A 17,587-nucleotide genomic window follows, 5' to 3' on the forward strand; every position below is an offset into this window, starting at 1 on the left:
CGGTGCCCGATGGCACAGGTGGGGGCGGGCGTACCATGGGTGTCGCACCTACACCACATGGAGGTTGTCGTGGGATTTGGCGGTCGCGAACTCCTGATTCTGCTTCTGATCGCGCTGCTGCTCTTCGGGGCCAGCCGGCTGCCGCAGCTCGCGCGGTCGCTGGGCCGCAGCGCGCGGATCCTCAAGGCCGAGACCCAGGGCCTCACCGACGACTCGACCGGCGACGATGACGACGACCGCGGCCGCCAGGCGCCGCGCGCCGACAACGCCGCGCAGGCCCCGCACGAGCCCGGCGACCACCAGCCGCGGCGCGCGGAGCTGCCGCCCGGGCGCCCGGTCGAGGGCCACACCCACCCGGGGGACAGCAGCCAGGTCTACCGCAACCAGTGAGGCTTCGCCGGCGTGCCCGGCCCGCCCCGACGCCGTGACCCACGGCGGCGTCGCGGTCGGGGGACCGCGCCGGCCGGCCGCCCCGCGGCCCATCCCCGTTGCGGCGCCGGGGGCGACCCCCGCCGACCGGCCCGTCGGCCGTCGGCCGAGGAGCCGCCGCCCGGCCTGACCGGCGGCCGTGGCCGGTCGACTCATCGCCCCATCCCGGCGCATACCCGCGACCGCACCTTCCTCCGACCGCCCCGCCAGGCCGCTCATGCGGCTACGGCGGGGCGTATCCGCGTCCAGGGGCCGCGCCCGCTACCGCCAAGGCCCCGCCCCCGGGAACGGCCTCCTCCGGTAACCGCGCGCGCTCGCGGGCCGCCCGCCAGGTGGCCGTGCCGTCGACGCGCTTCGTCGTCCTCGCCGTCCTCCATCGTCCTCCGCCCGCACCCCCATGCCCTCCTTGACAGGGTTTCGACCGACTGCCGTATTCTTCTGTATGCAGTTGTGTACGTGATTATGCGGATGTGTGCCGCCAACCGTGCGCGTCCGGCGGGGCACGCCTCGTCGGCGGCTCCGGGACGGTCCGGCGCGCCAAGGAGGAGAGCGATGAGCAGCGAGCAGGCGGACGGCGCGGCCGAACGGGACGGCTCCGAGTACGTCGACGTGGTCGTGGTCGGCGGCGGCAACGCCGGGTTCTGCGCCGCCCACGCGGCGGCCGAGCAGGGCGCGCGCGTCCTCGTCCTGGAGAAGGGGCCGCGCGGGCAGGACGGCGGCAACTCCTTCTACACGGCCGGCGCCTTCCGCGTCGTCCACCCCGGCGCCGAGGGCCTGGCGCCGATCGTGGACGAGGCCACCCGCGAGAAGCTGCCCGACACCTCGCTGGCCCCCTACACCGCCCAGGACTTCACCGACGACATGGTGCGCCTGACCGAGGGCCGGTGCGACCCCGAGATGACCCGCACCCTGGTCGAGCGCAGTTGGGACACCGTCCAGTGGCTGCACGCCAAGGGCGTGCGCTGGCGGCTCATGTACGAGCGCCAGTCCTACCTGTCCCAGGGGCGGTGGACGTTCTTCGGCGGCCTGGCGCTGGGCGTGGTCGACGGCGGCAAGGGCCTGGTCGCCCAGCACACCGAGGCGGCGCTGGCCGAGGGCGTCGAGATCCGCTACGGCGCGGCAGTGGCCGACCTGCTGCGGGGCGCCTCCGGCGGCTTCGAGGGCGCCGTCTACACCGACGAGCGGGGCGAGCGCCGGACCGTGCGCAGCGCAGCGGTGGTGCTGGCGGCGGGCGGCTTCGAGTCCAGCCCCACCCTGCGCCGCCGCCACCTCGGCGACGGCTGGGAGCGCGCGGTGGTGCGGGGCAACCCGCTAAACACCGGCGAGGTGCTGGAACTGGCGATCGAGCGCGGCGCCGGCGCGCACGGCGACTGGTCCTCGTGCCACAGCGTCGCCTGGGACGCGGGCGCGCCGCCCCAGGGCGGCGACCGCGAGCTGACCAACCAGCGCACCCGGCAGAGCTACCCCATCGGGGTCGTGGTCGACCGCGACGGCCTGCGCTTCCTGGACGAGGGCGCCGACTACCGCAACTACACCTACGCCAAGTACGGCCGGGAGTTCCTGAAGCGGCCGGGCGGAGTGGCGTTCCAGCTCTTCGACGCCAAGACGCGGCCGCTGCTGCGCACGGAGGAGTACGACTCCACGCCGATCACCGGCGCCCAGGCCGACTCCCTGGAGGAGCTCGCCGCCGAACTGGGCATCGACGCCACGGGGCTGGCGGCCACGGTCGAGGAGTTCAACGCGAGCATCGTGGACGTGCCGTTCGACCCGGCGGTCAAGGACGGCCGCGCCGCGCGGGTGGACCCGCCCAAGTCCAACTGGGCGCAGCCGCTGGACACCCCGCCCTACTACGGGTTCGCGGTGACCTGCGGTATCACGTTCACCTTCGGCGGCCTGCACGTCGACGGCCGCGCGCAGGTGCTGGCCGAGGACGGCACCCCGCTGGAGGGGCTGTACGCGGCGGGCGAGATCGTCGGCGGCCTGTTCTCGGGCAACTACCCGGGCGGCTCGGGCCTGACGGCGGGCGCGGTCTACGGCCGCCTCGCCGGAACAGCGGCGGCCCAGGCCGCCGCCCAGCGGCACCCGAGCTAGCCTTCACCACCCGCGCCCCCGCCGCCGCCCGGGTCCCCGGCGGCGGGGGCGCGCTCGTGCGCCGCCAGGCCGCCGCAGGGGCGCCCGCCCCCACCATGCCGCGGCCGCCGACCTCGCTGCCTAGTGCAGTTCCCGGGAGTACATCTCCAGGCGGATGTCGCGGGCGGCGGTCATGTGGTGTTCGGCGCGGGTGGCGGCGGCTTCGGCATCGCGGGACTCGATGGCCTCCACGATCGCGGCGTGCTCGGCCAGGGCGCTCTCCCAGCGGCCGGGGGTGGTGAGGGTGGTGGCGGGGTAGCGGGCGAGGTGGTCGTTGAGGCGCATGAGGAGGTCGGTCAGCGTCTGGTTGTGGCCGGCGGCCCAGACGGTCTCGTGGAAGGCGCGGTTGGCGGCGGCCATCGCCATGCCGTCGGCGGCGTCGGTGGCGGCCATGGCCTCGGCGGCGCCGTGCAGGCGGGCCAGGTCGATGCGGGTGCGGCGCTCGGCCGCCGCGCGCGCCGCCGCGCCTTCCAGGACGATGCGGACCTCGTAGATCTCCAGGATCTCCTCGGGGCTGCGCACCCGCACGCGCATGCCCCGGTCGCCGCGCTCGACCAGGCCGTCCTGCTGGAGGCGGCGCAGCGCCTCGCGGACGGGGGTGCGGCTGACGCCGTAGCGCTCCGCCAGCGCGACCTCGCCGAGCTGGGCCCCGGCGTCGAACTCGCCCGAGACGATCGCCGCCCTCAGCTCCTTGTACACATCCGCCACGGACGCCCCGCCTCCCAGGTCGCGCCGCCGCCGGGCGCTCCGCCATCAGGTGTTCGACAGTAGGTATACGAGTGTATGCACGTTGGTGCGCACGGCGCACACGCCGCACACGCTGCGCCCGGGGCGCGCACCCGGGCGGCGCCGGGCTCCCGCACTACTGTGGGGCCATGCTGGAGCAGAGCCGATGATTCCGGTCACCCGCGCGCAGGTCCTCGCCTACCGCTTCGCCGCTCACGGCCTGGCCCCCGGGGGCGGTGCCGCCCCCGGCACCGTCCTGGCCACCGGCCTCCAGGACTACCCGCCGGGCCGCAGCGCCGCCCTGGCGCTGCGGCTGCGCACCGGCGCGCCGCCCGGCCCCGACACCGTGCTGGTGCACGGCGCCCGGGGCGCCCTGCACCTGCACCGCGCCGCCGACCTCCCGCACCTGGCGGCGGCGCTGCGCGTGGCGGACGGCCGCGACCTGCTCAAGCAGTCCATCGGCGAGTTCGCGGCCGAACTCGCCGACGACGGCCTGTCCTTCGGCGCCGCGCTGGACGCGGTCGCCGCCGCGATGCGCGCCGAGACCGCCGAGCAGCCCGCGCCCACCAAGGGCGAACTGAGCGCGGCGGTGAGCCCCCGGGTGGACCCGCGCACCACCCCGTGGTGCCAGGGGTGCGGCGCCGCGCACGTTCAAGACCAGTTGTTCCGCATGGCCACCCTCCAGGCCGGCCTGGTGGCGGTGCTCGACCCGGACTCCCCCGGCCGGTTCCGCTACCGCGCCGCCGACGTCGCGCCCCGCCCCGCCACCGCCTCCGCCCGCGCCGGCCTTGTGCGTGCGTTCCTCGCCGCCTTCGGCCCGGCCAAGCCCGCGCACCTCGCGTCCTGGCTGGGCCTGGCGCCCGCCGCCGGGCGCCGCTGGTGGGACGCCGCCGCCGACGGCCTTGAACCCGTGGCGGTCGAGGGCGCGCGGCACTGGATGCCTGCCGACCTGCTGCCGGCGCTCCAGGACTCCCCCGCGCCGGCGGGCGTGCGGCTGCTCCCGCCCTACGACCCCCTCACCGAACTCGCCGACCGCCCGCTGGTCGTCCCCGACCCCGCCCGGCGCCGGGCCGTGTGGCGGCCCGCCGCCAACCCGGGCGCGGTGCTGGTCGACGGCGAGGTCGCCGGAGTGTGGCGGCAGCGCCGCGAGCGCGGCGGCCTCGTGGTCCAGGTCGAGACGTTTGCCCCGCTGCCAGTGCCCCGGCGCGAGGAGGCCGCCGCCGACGCCGCCGTGATCGCCGAGGAGTCGGGGGCGGCCGACGCCCGGCTCGTGGTCGACTGAGGAGGGGGAGGCGCCGGGCCGGGTGTGGGCTGCGGCGAAACAAGGCCGGGCACCGGCCGGGCACGGAAGGCGAATGCGCGCGCGGTGCCGGGGCAGTGGTCGCCCACTATGGACGTGACCACTGGAAGCGGGGAACTGCACCGCATCACCGACTTCGCCGCCCTGGTGGACCTGGTCGGCGCGCGTGATGGCCTCTACCTGCGCTACTCCCACGGCCCCGAGGCCGACGCCAACACCCAGAGCCGCGACTACGAGAGCGGCCTGGACCTGCCCGGCCTGTCGTGCACCGTGCTGGACCCCGAGCCGTGGTGGACCCGGCCGCTGGAGGACTGGCTGGCGCGGCAGGTCCGCAAGTACGCCGACCTCGGCGAGGCCGAGGAGGACCGCTACGCCTGGATCCTCACCGGCCGCGTCACCGCGCGCGGCCCCGACCACGAGCCGCTGCTGGCCGACGTCGAGCCGGTCGCCCGCCTGGACGACGCCGTGGTCTCCCGCGCCCGCGACCTCTACCGCGAGCGCTTCGACCCCGGCCGGGACTCCACGAGCGGCTGACCGCGCGGGCGTGGGGACATCCGGGCGTGCGGGCGCTCGGGCGTGCGGAACCTGGTCGGCGGCCATGGCGTGGCCTGGCCTGGTCCCTCGCCGTGGCGCGCGGAGCGCGGCGGTGGCGGGCGAGTACTGTTCTGCGCAAAAGGCAGGATTTCCGGCATGGGGAGCGCCGCATGAGCGAGGGAGCGTTTTGGCACCCGCCGGCCGTCCGCGAGACACGCGGCCAGGGGTACTCCAACACGGTCGAGGTGGTACCGCGCGAGACCGCCCACCGCCATCCCGACCACTACAAGGTCGTCCGCGTCCAGCGCGTCCAGGACCCCTACGACCTGCGCGTACTCGACGAGGTGGAGACCCTGCGCCTGCTCGACCACGTGCCGTTCGTGCCCCGCGTGTTCTCGGTCGAGTACCGGGGATGGGGCGAGCGGATGCTCACCCACGACTACCTGGGGCTGGTCTTCAACGATCCGCCGCCGACCCCGGAGTTCCGCGCGAACCTGAGCCACTACGCGTTCGAGAACATGGACGCGATCGCGCGCACGGACTGGTCCGCCCCGCACCTGCGCGGCGCCTACGAGACCGCGCTGGCGCACCAGCGGGAGAACATCGCCTACCTGTGCGATCCCGTGCCGGGGAGTGACCACATCCCGCTGCCGGTGTGGTCGGACAGTCCCACGCTGGAGGAGGCGCTGACCGCCAACGTCATCCGCTGCGCCATGTTCGCCGAGCGCCGCTTCGGCGCCGACGGTCTGCACCGGATCGGCCTGCTGACGGCCGCCGAACTGGAGGCGCGGCGGACGGAGTTCCACACCGAGCCCGACCCCGGCGGCCGTTTCACCCGCCTGATCCACGGTGACCTCCACACGGGCAACCTGACGGCGCGCTCGCCGCAGGTCGTGGACCCGACCGATCCGCCGTCCTTCGCGTTGGGGATGGTGGACTGGGAACTCGCCGGTTTCATGGCCCAAAGCAGCGGCCTCAGACACGAGCGGGCCGTGGTCGCACTGCGGTGGACAAGCGCGAACTCCTCGCCGGCAAGGGTCTGCCAGCGCATGCCCGACCTCCGCCCCGAACTTCTGCGCCTGATCGCCCAGTCGGCTTACATCGACCTCCTGCGGTGCACCGAGAGGGTCGCCGCGGACTCGACGGACCGGCGGCTGCAGATGGAGACCGCCATGACGTCCGTCATCGCCTTCCGGGCCTGCTTCCTGGGCGCCGACGACGCCTCTCACACCCGCAGCATGGTCCGCGACATGCTCTACCCCGACGAGGTTCACGGTCCCCGCTACTCGCCCTTCCCGCCGCAGCGCCTCAAATGGCTGGCTCCGGCGACCGTGCCGGAATCCCGCGCCCCCCTGGCGGTCGACGTCCCCCCGAGGGTCACGGTGGTCACCGGCGTCGCCGGCGCCGCCGCGAAGGGCGGCGAACCCGGGTTCAAGGCCGCTCTGGGCGCCCCCCGGGGCGGCACCAACCGGGCCGGCGCCCCGCTGCGGCCGGCCGTCGTGGCGCACCGGGGCGACGGAAGCCAGTACCTTCCCCGAAAGGGGAGATGACACGCCGGGCGGCCGCCACCGCCCGGGAGGGAGGAAAGGGACCGCGCGATGGTGCGCAGGGCGCAGGACCGTACCGGCACCGGGGGCGCCGGAGCGTGGCAGTGGAGCCGGACCGCCCAGACGCGGCGCACGTTCCTGGCGGCCGCGCGGGAGGTGTTCGCCGAGAAGGGGTTCGCCGAGGCGTCGGTGGCCGAGGTGGTGAAGCGGTCCGGGCAGAGCGTGGGCAGCCTCTACCACCACTTCGGCGGCAAGACCGAGCTGTACCTGGCGCTGTGGGAGCAGCACCAGGCCGAGCACGAGGAGAGCGCGGCGGCGGCGGTGGCCCGGGTGCGGGCGCGGGCCGGGGCCGACCGGTTGGAGCAGTTCATCGCGGGGACGCGGGCCTACCTGCGGGGGTCGTGGGAGCGGCGCGACCTCGCGCGGCTGTTCGTCAGCGGCGACGGCCCGCCCGGGTTCGAGGCGGTGCGCCGGGCGCGCGGGGGCGAGTGGGTGCGGCAGAACGCGGTGCTGCTGGACGCCCGGCAGGAGCCCCTGGACCGGTTCATGGTGTCGGTGCTGACCGTGGTGATCGGTGAGGCGGCCCGCGAGGTCGCCGAGTGCGCCAGCGAGGAGGAGGCCGAGGCGGTCGCCGATGCCACGGCGGCGCTGATCCGGCGGATGGACCCGTTGTCGCCGCTGGGGTAGATGCACCGACTGCCCTGCCCACCCGCCGCCCTCGCCGCCCACCTCCCCCGAAAGCACGGGTTGCGGGTCTGGTCAGAAAATGTGACCCATGGCACTCTTGGGCGCATTACTAGAACACTCTTCTAGGAATGGAGTGTCATGGCAGCCGTCTCCCCGAGGACTCGTTGGAAACTGGGCGCGCCGCGGGCGGGCGGCATCAGTGTCTCGGACCCCGCGCCCTACGGCTGGGCTCCCCTGGTGGTGCTCTTCCTCGTCGGGCTGGTCGACCGGATCGAGGCGTCCCTGCTGACCGGAACCCTGCCGCTGATCCAGGCGGAGTGGGGCTTCAGCGACACCGCCGCCGGCAGCATCCCCACCGCCGCCGCGATCGCCTCCGCGCTCATCGCCATCCCGGCCGGCTACCTCAGCGACCGCCGCAACCGAACCCGCATCATCGCGATCGTCGTGTTCTGCTGGGCGCTGGCCACGGTGGGCTCGGGGCTGGCGATCGGGTTCGCGATGTTCTACGCCATGCGGGTGCTGCTGGCCACCGCCGAGCAGGTCGACAACCCCGCCTCCAGCAGCCTGCTGGCCGACTACTACCCGCCGGTCAACCGGCCCAAGGCCTACGGCTGGGTGCGGATGACCACCTACCTCGGGGGCATCGGCACGATCCTCGCCGGGATCCTGGGGGAGTTCCTGGGCTGGCGGGCGGCGTTCGTGATCATGGCCGTGCCCGGCGTGCTCGTGGCCCTCGTCTGCTGGCGGCTGGCCGAGCCCCGGCGCGGCCTCCTCGACGCCCTGATGGCCCGCGCGGGCACGGCGGTCGGGGCCGACACCGCCTCCCCGACCGCCTCCCCGACCGCCTCCCCGGCCGGCGCCGGCCTGCCGGGCACCGGGTCCGCACCCACGTCCCCGCCCGCGCCCGCGCCCGACACCACCGGTGTCCCCGGCGGTCCCGACGCGCCCGCCCCCGGCCCGGGAACCGGCCCCGCCCCCGGCGCCACCCACGCCTCCGCCACGGCCGCCCCCACCGCCACCGCTCCGCCCTTCCCCCGCCAGGTGCGCGAGGTCGCGGCCATCCCCACCCTGGGCCTGCTGTCGGTGGGCCTGATGTTCCTCACCGCCGGGCTGCTGGGGATCGCCTACTGGATGCCCAGCTACCTCACCCGCGCCCACGACGTCGGCACGGCGCTGGCCGGGTCGCTGTCGGGCGGGATGTCGGTGCTCGGCGTGGTCACCGGCACCCTCGCCGGGGCGTGGCTGGGCCGCCGCGCGCACGGCGCCCTGCGCGGTGGGCGGGTCACCCTGGCCGGTGCGGGCACCCTGCTGGGCGCCGCCGCGCTGGTCGCCGGGCTGCTGGCCGACTCGCTGCCGCTGTTCACGGCGATGCTGTTCCTGTCGTCGTTCTTCGGTGCCCTGGCGATCCCGTGCGTGATGGCGTCGGTGGCCGACGTGGTCGGCGCCCACTCGCGCGGCCTGGGGTTCGCGGCGCTGAACCTGCTGGTCACCGTGGGCGGCGCGGTGGGGCCGCTGGCGGTGGGCGTGGCCTCCGACGCCACAGGGTCGCTGGCCACCGCGTTCATCATCCTGTCGGTGCCCAAGGTGGTGGGCGGCCTGTGCATGCTCGCCGCCCGCTGGACCTTCGAGCGCGACGCCGAAAAAGTCCTCGCCGCCGCGTTCGCGGTTCCCCTCGTGGCCGCGCCCCCGCACCGGCGGGGTCGCGGCGCGGCGGGTCAGGCCGCCGTGTCCGCCGTCGGCGCCGCCACTCCCGGCCGCTGCCAGATGCGCAGCACCCGGGCCAGCGCGATGAGCAGCAGCGCCGCGACCACCGCGCCGGCACCCAGCGCCCACGGCCCGTAGTTGAAGGCGATGGCCGGCAGCACGGCGGTGACCAGGCCGCCGCCCACGAACGGGCTGAAGAAGGGCGCCCGCAGGGCGTAGGCGCGCGCCGCGTCGGTCTTGAGCCCGGGGTCGGCGGTGCGCAGCAGCATCAGGCCGACCGAGGCCACCGCCGTCAGCGAGCCGAAGTTGACGATGGAGTGCTCGAACCAGGAGTCGCGGAACATGCGCGGTCCGGCCCAGTAGAAGAACCCCACCGCCACCGCGGCCGCCACGACCATGAGCAGGCTCAGCGGCACGATGTTGGCCAGCACGACCGGCACCGAGATCGAGGCCACCGCCGAGACGACCAGCAGGTCCAGGGCGGCGCCCTGGATGGCGCGCAGGCTGCCGGTGTCCACGGCGTCGCCCAGCCGGGTGCGCCCGATGACCGCCTGCACCACCGCGCCGCCGATCATGGCCAGCGGGAACAGCGGCACGCCCGGCACGACCAGGCCCAGCAGGTACTGGAGCACCCAGCCGATGAACACCGCGACCGCGATCAGCGCGCCGTGGAAGGCCAGGCCGTCGACCAGGTCGCGGTTGAGGGTGACGCTGCCCAGGCCGGAGCGCTCCTCGCGGGGCAGGATCTCCGGTGCGGTCTCGGCGCCGGTGCCGGCGGCGTGGCGCAGGTGGCCGCGCCGGGCGCCGATGTTGATCATCACCATGCCCATGACGATGCCGAAGATGAGGCCGCCGGTGGCCGAGGCGAGGCCGAGGGGGCCGCCGTCGGCCCAGCCGAGGTCGGCGTAGACGGGGGCCATGCCGCCGGCGGTGCCGTGGCCGCCGGGCCAGCCGACCTCGATGAGGGTGCCGAACATGGGTCCGACGTCCCACACCGGCATCAGCAGCGCCCCGCACACCAGCATGGGAATGCCGATCATCAGGAAGTCGCCGATGTAGCCGAACAGCAACTGCGGTGCGATGAGGTGGTAGCTCTGCCGCACGTTGGGGATGCGCATCCCGATCAGCATGGGTGCGAACACCACGGTGATGAGGATCCCCGGCAGCCCCGCCCAGGTGGTGATCATGCTCTCGGGGAACAGGCCGGCGCCGTAGGGGCCGAGCGCGGCGCCCAGCACGCCGCCGATGAGCGCGGCCGGGATGAACAGCCGGCGCAGCGGCACCAGGAGCAGGCGCAGGACCACGCCCGCGAGGATGAGCAGCCCGAGGGCGGTGAGGGCGAAGAACAGGGTGTTGGCGGTGTCGCCGCTGACTTCGGCTGTGGGGAACATGGCGCTCCTTGCGGGCAGATGGCCGATGGGGGGATTCAGGGAGGGGCTCCCGCGCCGGCCGCGGCGCCGGGCGGTGCGGCGGGCGCGGTGGGCTCGGCGGACGCGGCGGGTGCGCGGGGGTCAGGGGCGGTGGCCGAACCGCGCCGCCGTGAACGGCGCCAGGCTGTCGGGGCGGGCGCCCGTGCGCGCCCAGAAGGCCAGGGCCTCGGCCACGGCGGGGGCGATGGCGAACCCGTGGCCGGTCCAGCCGGTGCCCACGAAGGCGTTGGCGGTGCCGGGGACGCGGTCCACGACGGGGATCTCGTCGGCGGAGCAGGACTCCGGGCGCGCGGCGTCGGCGAGGTCGAGTTCGGCGTCGGCGAGGGCGGCGTAGACCTCGGCGGCGGTGGCCAGGTTGCCGCGCACGTTGGCCTCCACGGGCTCGCCCCGGCCGAGGTCGGCGTTCCACCGGCCGCGCCAGCCGCCGCTGACCATGACGGCGCCGTCGGGCAGCGGCTTGAGGGAGAGCGATCGGTGGTCGTGGCCGATGAGGTGGGTCATGGGCGGGTCGGCCTTGGGTCGCACGCGCAGCGCCTGGGGCAGGATGCGCCACACGGGCAGGTCGACGCCGAAGGCGTCGCGCAGCAGGTCGGGGGCGCCGGTGTTGTTGAGCACCAGCAGGGCGCGGCCGACCTCGATCCGCTCGCCGCCGGCGGTGGTCACGGCGGTGACGCGGCCGCCCGCGTGCTCCACACCGGTGACCGGGGTGTGCTCGCGGACCACGGCGCCGCGCTCCTGGGCGGCGGCGGCGAAGGCGGTGGTGGTGGCGGTGTGGTCGGCGGTGCCGTCGAGGGGGCAGTACAGGGCGCCGCGCACGGCCGGGCCGAGGTGGGGTTCGAGGTCGAGCACGCGGTCGCGGCCGAGCACCTCGGTGGGCACGCCCTGGGCGGTCTGCACGGCGGCGTGGGCGCGGGCGGCGACCAGGCCGCCGCGGGTGCCGGTGGTCTCCTGCTCGATGAGGTTGAGACCGCCGGTGCGCTGGTAGCCGGTGTCGTGGCCGAGGCGGTCGGACAGGGTGGGCCACAGCCGGTAGGCGGCCCGCATGAGCGGGAGTTCGCGCAGGTCGCGGCGGTTGCCCCGGACACCGCGCCGCCCGAACCCGCCCGAGGCGCCGGAGGCGAGCCCGGCGGCTTCGAGGAGGAGGACGTCCTCTCCGGCGTCGGCGAGGGTCCAGGCGGCGGCGCAGCCGTGGACGCCGCCGCCGATAATCACGAACTGGTGCTTCATCGGGTTCGGGTTCCTTGCGACGAGATCTGCTTCACAGTGAGCGTAGTATTCACTTCATGTTCGATTCAAGGATGAAATGAAAACTTCACAGACTCCCGGCGACGGGGACGCCCCAGGTGACGGGGCACCGGGCGCCGACAAACGCGGCGAGGACGGCGGTTTCCGCGCGCGCGTGACCGCGCGGCTGGGCGCGCTCTCCCCGCGCGAGCGCGCGGTCACCGACTTCCTGCTCAACCGCCCGGCCGAGGCGGTGACGGCCTCGGCGGCCCGGCTCGCGGCGCTGACCGGCACCAGCGACGCCACGGTGGTGCGCACGGCCCGCTCCCTGGGCTACAGCGGCCTGCGCGAGCTGAAGCGGGCGGTGCTGGACATGCTGACGGCGCGCCGCGACCCCGCTCTGGTGCTCGACCAGCGGCTGGAGGGCCTGGGCGGCGCGCCGGTGCTGGAGCGCGTGATCGCCGACAGCGCCGACCTGCTGCGGCGGCTGCCCGACGTGTTGGACGCGGCGGCGTTCGCGGCGGCGGTGGAGGCGATGGCCGGCGCCGAGCGGGTGGTGGCCTACGGGATCGGCCCGGCGTCGGCGACCGCCCGCTACCTGGCGATCGAGGTCGGCCGCCTGGGGCGGCGCAGCCGCGCGGTGGAGGCCTCAGGCTTCCGCCTGGCCGACGACCTGCTGGACATCGGCGCGGGGGACGTGGTGGTCGTGGTCGCGCCGCTACGGCTGTTCCGGGAGATCGAGGCGCTGCTGGACCACTGCGCGGAGGCGGGCGCCCCGGTGGTGGTGATCACCGAGGCGCTGGGCCCCGCGCTGCGCGGGCGCGCGCACACGGTGCTGGCCACCCCGCCGTCCACGGCGGGCGCGGCCGACGAGAACTTCGCCCCGTGGCTGGTGGCCCACGCCCTCACCATGGACCTGGCCTCCCGCGACCGCTCCGGCTCGGTCGCCGCCCGCCAGCGCCTCAACCGCCTGCGCGCGGCCATCGCCGGCACCGAGATCGACGCCGACGTGGTGTCCCCCCGCCCCGAGGAGCCGCCCGCTCGCGACGACCGCTGATCAGCCCCCGGCGCGGCCGGGACGCGGAGAGGCGGCGCGGGTGCGGACGGTGGATGCGGTGGCGCGGTCCGGTCGAGCCGCCTGGGCACGGCGGCGAACGGCGGCCCCCGGTGGGGCACCGGGGGCCGCCTGCGGGTAAAGGGGGTCAGCCCATGACCCGGTCCATCCAGGCGTCGTGGGCGGCGACGCTGGTGTAGATGTCGGGGGTGGTGCCGCAGACACTGCCGACTCCGCGGGAGTCCACGCCCGCGACGCGCCACTCCCCCCGCACCCGCGTCAACAGGGGCGAGCCGGAGTCGCCGCCGCAGGGGCCGCGCACGCCGTCGGGGTTGTCGGTGCAGATGTCGCCGGGGCGGATGCCCCAAGCGGCGTCGCCCTCCTCGTCCACGCGGCACTCCCGCGCCGAGCCGGGCAGGGTCACGGTGTCCAGTTGCCGCAGCGACTCGGGGAGCTGGCTGGGGTCGCTCGCGTCGGTACTGGTGTAGCCCCAACCGATCTGGCGGACCTCGGTGCCGGGCCGGGGCATGCGGCGGTCCAGGCGGATGGGCTCGACGGGTGCCTCCTCTGCCAGGCGCAGCAGGGCGATGTCGGAGCCCGAGCCCTCGTCGGCCAGATAACGGTAGTCGGGGTGCACCGCGATGTCGGCGACCGCGACCACGTGGCCGCCCTCAGTGCGGTCGTTGGAGCCCAGCCGCAGGTGGAACATGCCGGGGTCCAGCACCTCGAAGGGCTCGCCGCTGTCGCTCAGGGCGGTGACGCAGTGGGCGGCGGTGACCACCCACTCCTCCTCCACCAGGGCGCCCGTGCAGCGGTGGGAGTCGGGCACGCCGTTGCGCTCGTACTGGAGGGACGCCGCGAAGGGGTAGGGCTGGTCGGCGGGCGTGCCCCCGATGATCATGGGAGTGGGGCCGGCGGACGGCTCGGGCTCGTCGGCGTGGGCGGAGCCCGCGCCCGCCAGCGCCCCCAGCGCGAGCGCCGCCAGCACGGCGCCACCCAGGGCGCGCACACCGCGCCGCTGCCGCGTGGGGGCGCCGCCGGCGGGGTGTGCGTTCTCGTCTCCCGGACCGTGGTTGGGCGACCGCACGTCGTTGACCGTTGACACTGGCAGCTCCGATCCATGTGATGCCGGGCTCGCGCCGACCGGGCACCGGTACGGCTCAGGGGTGCCGCTCCGCGCGGCGGCGGGCGCGATCCGGGGCGGACGCGCGGTCAACGTATGCATTTCGCATACACAGGCGCGGCCGCCGCCGTCCGCAGGGCGCCGTCGGCGAATGCCGGGAACGCGGGTCCAGCGGGCGCTCGCGGCGCCCGCGTGTCGCTTTGCCGCGCGGAACAGTACAGCTTTCGCCGAGTTTGGTAAATGTTGCTTACGTTTGCGGTGGTAGCGGCGCTTGGACCGGAAAGGCCGGTGCCGCAGGTGTTGCGGCCACACCTGGGCCGCGACGCGCGGGCGGTGGGCGGGGCGGTCGTTGGACCGCTCCGCCCACCGCTGGGCGCCGCCGGGTGCGGCGCCCGACCGGGGGCCTCCCACGCGCCGAGGAGGGCCCCGGTGTCCGGGGGGCCGCCTACGGGGCGGCCAGGGCCTCGGTGGGGGACAGGCGCGAGGCGCGGATCGCCGGGTACAGGCCGGCCAGGCCGCCGATCAGCAGGGTGGCGGCCACGCCGCCCAGCAGCGCCCAGGGCGGCACGACCACCGGCCACTCCTGGTAGAGGGCGTACCCGGCGGTGACCGCCGAGCCCAGCACCGCGCCGCCGATCCCGCCCATGGCCGACAGCAGCAGCGACTCCGCCAGGAACTGCGTGCGGATCTGGCCGCGCGTGGCGCCCAGCGACCGGCGCAGGCCGATCTCCGAGCGGCGCTCCAGCACCGAGATGACCATCGTGTTGGCCACCCCGACCCCGCCCACCAGCAGCGCCACCGCGCCCAGGCCCAGCAGCAGCCCGGTGAACGTCTCGTCGGCGGCCTGCTGGGCGGCCAGCGCCTCGGAGGGCAGGGTGACGTCGACCTCGTCGGGCGCCTCGGGGTTGGCGGTGGGCCGCAGCAGTTCGCGGACCTCCGTGACGTCCTCGTTGGCCGAGCGGGTGTAGATGCTGGTGGCGTGGCCGTCGAAGCCCAGCTCCTCCTCGGCCGCCGCCCAGCCCACCAGGGCGGCGGTGTCCAGCTCCGGCGCCAGCGGCGCCGGCTCCAGGATCCCCACCACGGTGAACCAGGTGTCACCGATGAGGACCTGGGTCTGCGGGCTCGCCCGCCCGATCCCCAGCCGCTCGGCCGCCGTGGCGCCCAGCACCGTCGCCGGGTAGCGGCTGGTGCCCTCGTTGAGCCACGTGCCGCTGGCCAGCTCCGCGCCGACCGTGCCGCGCAGGTCGGGGCGGGCCGCGTAGACGTTCAGGCCGTTGGTCTCGCCCTCGGGGATCAGGTCGGTCCGGTAGACGTTGGCGTCGTCCACGGTGCCGATCGCCGAGGAGTCGGTGACCTGCTCGATGCGGTCCACCATCGGCTCCGCGGTCAGCGGCAGCTCGGCGTCCTCGCCGAACATGGTGGAGCCCGGCTTGACGGTGAGCATGTTGGTGCCCAGCGCGTCGAGCATGCGGTTCAGCTCGGCGCTGGAGGAGGCGGAGATGCCCACCACGCCCACCATCGCCGCGATGCCGATCGCGATGCCCAGCGCCGACAGGAACGCCCGCAGCGGGCGGGTGCGCAGACCCACCGCGCCGACCTTGACGACGTCGCCGGCGCGCAGCCGGGCCGGGCGCAGGGGTGTGCCGGTGGCCATCAGCCCACCACCGCCCCGGGCCGCCCCGCACCGGCTTCGGCGTCGGCGTCGGCGACGTCCTCGACCACGCGGCCGTCGCGCATGCGCACCCGCCGGGGCAGCGACGCGGCGATCTCCACGTCGTGGGTGATGATCACGACCGTGGTCCCGGCGGCGTGCAGGTCCCGCAGCAGCCCCATGACCCCGGCCCCCGAGGCGGAGTCCAGCGCGCCCGTGGGCTCGTCGGCCAGCAGCAGCGGCGGCTCGCCGGCCACGGCGCGGGCGATGGCCACGCGCTGGCGCTCCCCGCCTGACAGCTCGTGCGGCCGGTGGTCGGTGCGGTGGCCCAGCCCGACGCGCTCCAGCGCGGCGGCGGCGCGGCGGCGCCGCTCGGCCGGCCGCAGCCCCGTGTACAGCAGGCCGTCGGCGACGTTGTCGATCGCCGGGGTGCCCGCCGCCAGGTGGAACTGCTGGAAGACGAACCCGATGCGGGTGGCCCGCAGCGCCGACAGCTCGGCGTCGGAGAGGCGGTCCACGGGGTGGCCGTCCACCACCACCCGCCCGGTGGAGGGCCGGTCCAGGGTGCCCAGCATGTTGAGCATGGTGGACTTGCCCGATCCGGAGGGGCCGACGATGGCGAGCAGCTCGCCGCGCGCGATCTCGACCGAGACGCCGTCCAGCGCCGCCACCCCGCCGGGGTAGACCTTGGTGACGTCGGTGAGGGAGATCATCGCGGCATCCCCACGACGGTGCCCTCGGTGATGCCCTCGCCGGAGACCTCGACCTTGCCGTCGGCGAACAGGCCGGTCTCCACCGGCACGTAGGAGGTGGTCGAGCCGTCCACGACCTCCAGGCCGAACCCGCCCTCGCTGAGCGCCATCAGGGCGGCGATGGGCACGGTGAGCACGTCCTCGCGGGTCTCGGAGACGAACTCCACGTCCACGGCGGCCAGCGGGTAGTCGGCCGCGGCCTCCTGGGCGTCCTCGCCCTCCAGCGCGACGACCACCTCGATGAGGGTTTGGGCCTCCTGCTGCTCGGTGGCGGGCTCGATGACGGTGGTGGCCTCCTCGACCTCGCCCGCGACGGTCTGCCCGTCGGGCAGGGTGACCTCGACCTCGCCGCCGTCCTCGATCAGCCGCTGGTCGGCGGGCTCCAGTTCGGTGGTGACCAGCTTCTCGGTGCCGGTGTAGTCGAGCACGGGCGCGCCGGGCTGCACCTTGTCGCCCTCCTCGGCGGCGAGGCTGTCGACGCGCACGGCGCCGGGGGCGAACAGCACGCTGCCCGGCTCCACGGTGCCCGTGACCTCCAGGCCGCGGTCGTCCTGCCACTCCATGACGGCGGCGGCCGTGCCCTCGGTGAAGGAGGAGTCGACGGTGAACCCGTCGTAGCCCAGCTTGCCGAGGTTCTTCTCCAACTGCTCGACGTCCGCGCCCTCGGCGCCCACCGACATCGCCCGGTAGGCGGGCTCGTCGCCGTACATGACGGTGACCGGGACGGTGTCGACCTCGAACAGGGTCTCGCCGCGCCCCACCTCGTCGCCGGTGCCGGGCACGTGGGTCAGCGTGCCGCCGGCGCCGGAGGAGGCGGTGGAGGCCGGGCCGAACCCGAGTTCGCCCGAGGTGGTCTCGACGTCGCTGATGGTCTCGCGGGCGACCTCGGTGGTGGCGGGGGGCAGCCCGCTGGACGCCTCGCTCTCGGGGGTGCCCCCGCCCAGGCCGTAGGAGAGCGCGCCGCCGGCGGCTGCCAGCAGCACCGCGCCCGCGGCGACCGCGACGGCGCGGCGCCGGTCCCAGCGGCGCCGGGGGCGCCGCCCGCCCGGCGGGGGCGCGCCGCCGGAGTCGGCGCCGGAGGCGGTGTCGGGGGTGGAGTCGGAGGCGGAGTCGGAGCCGGGACCAGGGGCGGTGTCGGCGCCGCCGCCCGTGGCGGGGGCGTCACCGGGGCCGGTGCCGACCACCGGTGCGGCCGCCTCCGCGCCGGTGCCGGCACCGGCCGCGCCGGGTGCGTCCCGCGCACCCCGTCCGCCCCTCGCGTCCGGCTCGCCCCCGGCGGGGCCGCCCGCCGGCGCG

At 75.6% G+C, this 17,587-nt stretch carries 14 protein-coding genes and 1 pseudogene; 8 read left to right on the plus strand and 7 right to left on the minus strand.

Going from position 1 to position 17,587, the window contains the following annotated elements:
* The first annotated feature begins 69 nt into the window (after nt 1-69).
* Nucleotides 70-390 carry a twin-arginine translocase TatA/TatE family subunit gene (locus LG943_RS10550; protein ID WP_270072051.1) on the plus strand — a complete coding sequence of 107 codons (321 nt, stop codon included), beginning with the start codon at nt 70-72 and terminating at the stop codon, nt 388-390.
* A gap of 591 nt (nt 391-981) precedes the next feature.
* Nucleotides 982-2,520 carry an FAD-dependent tricarballylate dehydrogenase TcuA gene (tcuA, locus tag LG943_RS10555; RefSeq protein WP_270072052.1) on the plus strand — a complete coding sequence of 513 codons (1,539 nt, stop codon included), beginning with the start codon at nt 982-984 and terminating at the stop codon, nt 2,518-2,520.
* 120 nt (nt 2,521-2,640) lie between these two features.
* On the opposite strand, the gene LG943_RS10560 is transcribed toward tcuA, so the two are convergent.
* Nucleotides 2,641-3,267, minus strand: coding sequence for a GntR family transcriptional regulator (locus LG943_RS10560; RefSeq protein ID WP_270072053.1), 627 nt, complete (start codon nt 3,265-3,267; stop codon nt 2,641-2,643).
* A 184-nt stretch (nt 3,268-3,451) separates the two neighbouring features.
* Between LG943_RS10560 and LG943_RS10565 the strand changes: the two genes are divergently transcribed.
* The 5 genes and pseudogenes from LG943_RS10565 to LG943_RS10585 all read left to right on the plus strand — a co-directional run.
* Entirely contained in the window at nt 3,452-4,567 is a 1,116-nt protein-coding gene (locus LG943_RS10565; RefSeq protein WP_270072054.1) for a DNA glycosylase AlkZ-like family protein, read from the plus strand.
* Nucleotides 4,568-4,681: 114 nt separating this feature from the next.
* A complete protein-coding gene (locus LG943_RS10570) occupies nt 4,682-5,119 on the plus strand; it encodes a DUF6098 family protein (protein WP_270072055.1) in 438 nt (145 codons plus the stop codon).
* 170 nt (nt 5,120-5,289) lie between these two features.
* Entirely contained in the window at nt 5,290-6,669 is a 1,380-nt protein-coding gene (locus LG943_RS10575) for a phosphotransferase family protein (RefSeq protein WP_270072056.1), read from the plus strand.
* Nucleotides 6,670-6,717: 48 nt separating this feature from the next.
* Nucleotides 6,718-7,353: a TetR/AcrR family transcriptional regulator gene (locus LG943_RS10580; protein ID WP_270072057.1), complete on the plus strand. Its 636-nt coding sequence runs from the start codon at nt 6,718-6,720 to the stop codon at nt 7,351-7,353.
* 138 nt (nt 7,354-7,491) lie between these two features.
* A pseudogene (locus LG943_RS10585) lies at nt 7,492-8,991 on the plus strand (MFS transporter); the annotation flags it as partial.
* Between the two features lie 77 nt (nt 8,992-9,068).
* Here the strand turns inward: LG943_RS10585 and LG943_RS10590 are convergent.
* Both LG943_RS10590 and LG943_RS10595 read right to left on the minus strand, forming a co-directional pair.
* Nucleotides 9,069-10,448, minus strand: a complete 1,380-nt coding sequence (locus LG943_RS10590; RefSeq protein WP_270072058.1) for a sodium/glutamate symporter — start codon at nt 10,446-10,448, stop codon at nt 9,069-9,071.
* Nucleotides 10,449-10,568: 120 nt separating this feature from the next.
* Nucleotides 10,569-11,714 carry an NAD(P)/FAD-dependent oxidoreductase gene (locus tag LG943_RS10595; protein ID WP_270072059.1) on the minus strand — a complete coding sequence of 382 codons (1,146 nt, stop codon included), beginning with the start codon at nt 11,712-11,714 and terminating at the stop codon, nt 10,569-10,571.
* A gap of 76 nt (nt 11,715-11,790) precedes the next feature.
* Between LG943_RS10595 and LG943_RS10600 the strand changes: the two genes are divergently transcribed.
* On the plus strand, nt 11,791-12,768 hold the full coding sequence (locus tag LG943_RS10600) for a MurR/RpiR family transcriptional regulator (RefSeq protein WP_270072060.1): 978 nt from the start codon (nt 11,791-11,793) through the stop codon (nt 12,766-12,768).
* A 145-nt stretch (nt 12,769-12,913) separates the two neighbouring features.
* Here the strand turns inward: LG943_RS10600 and LG943_RS10605 are convergent, their stop codons facing one another.
* From LG943_RS10605 to LG943_RS10620, 4 genes are all read right to left on the minus strand, one after another.
* A complete protein-coding gene (locus LG943_RS10605; RefSeq protein WP_270072061.1) occupies nt 12,914-13,870 on the minus strand; it encodes a S1 family peptidase in 957 nt (318 codons plus the stop codon).
* Between the two features lie 463 nt (nt 13,871-14,333).
* Nucleotides 14,334-15,542, minus strand: coding sequence for an ABC transporter permease (locus tag LG943_RS10610; RefSeq protein WP_270072062.1), 1,209 nt, complete (start codon nt 15,540-15,542; stop codon nt 14,334-14,336).
* A complete protein-coding gene (locus LG943_RS10615) occupies nt 15,542-16,252 on the minus strand; it encodes an ABC transporter ATP-binding protein (RefSeq protein WP_270072063.1) in 711 nt (236 codons plus the stop codon). The genes LG943_RS10610 and LG943_RS10615 overlap by 1 nt, the downstream gene beginning before the upstream one ends.
* Nucleotides 16,249-17,475, minus strand: a complete 1,227-nt coding sequence (locus tag LG943_RS10620) for a peptidoglycan-binding protein (protein WP_270072064.1) — start codon at nt 17,473-17,475, stop codon at nt 16,249-16,251. The genes LG943_RS10615 and LG943_RS10620 overlap by 4 nt, the downstream gene beginning before the upstream one ends.
* Nucleotides 17,476-17,587 lie beyond the last annotated feature (112 nt).

The organism is Streptomonospora mangrovi (assembly GCF_027604915.1).
GTDB lineage: Bacteria > Actinomycetota > Actinomycetes > Streptosporangiales > Streptosporangiaceae > Streptomonospora > Streptomonospora mangrovi.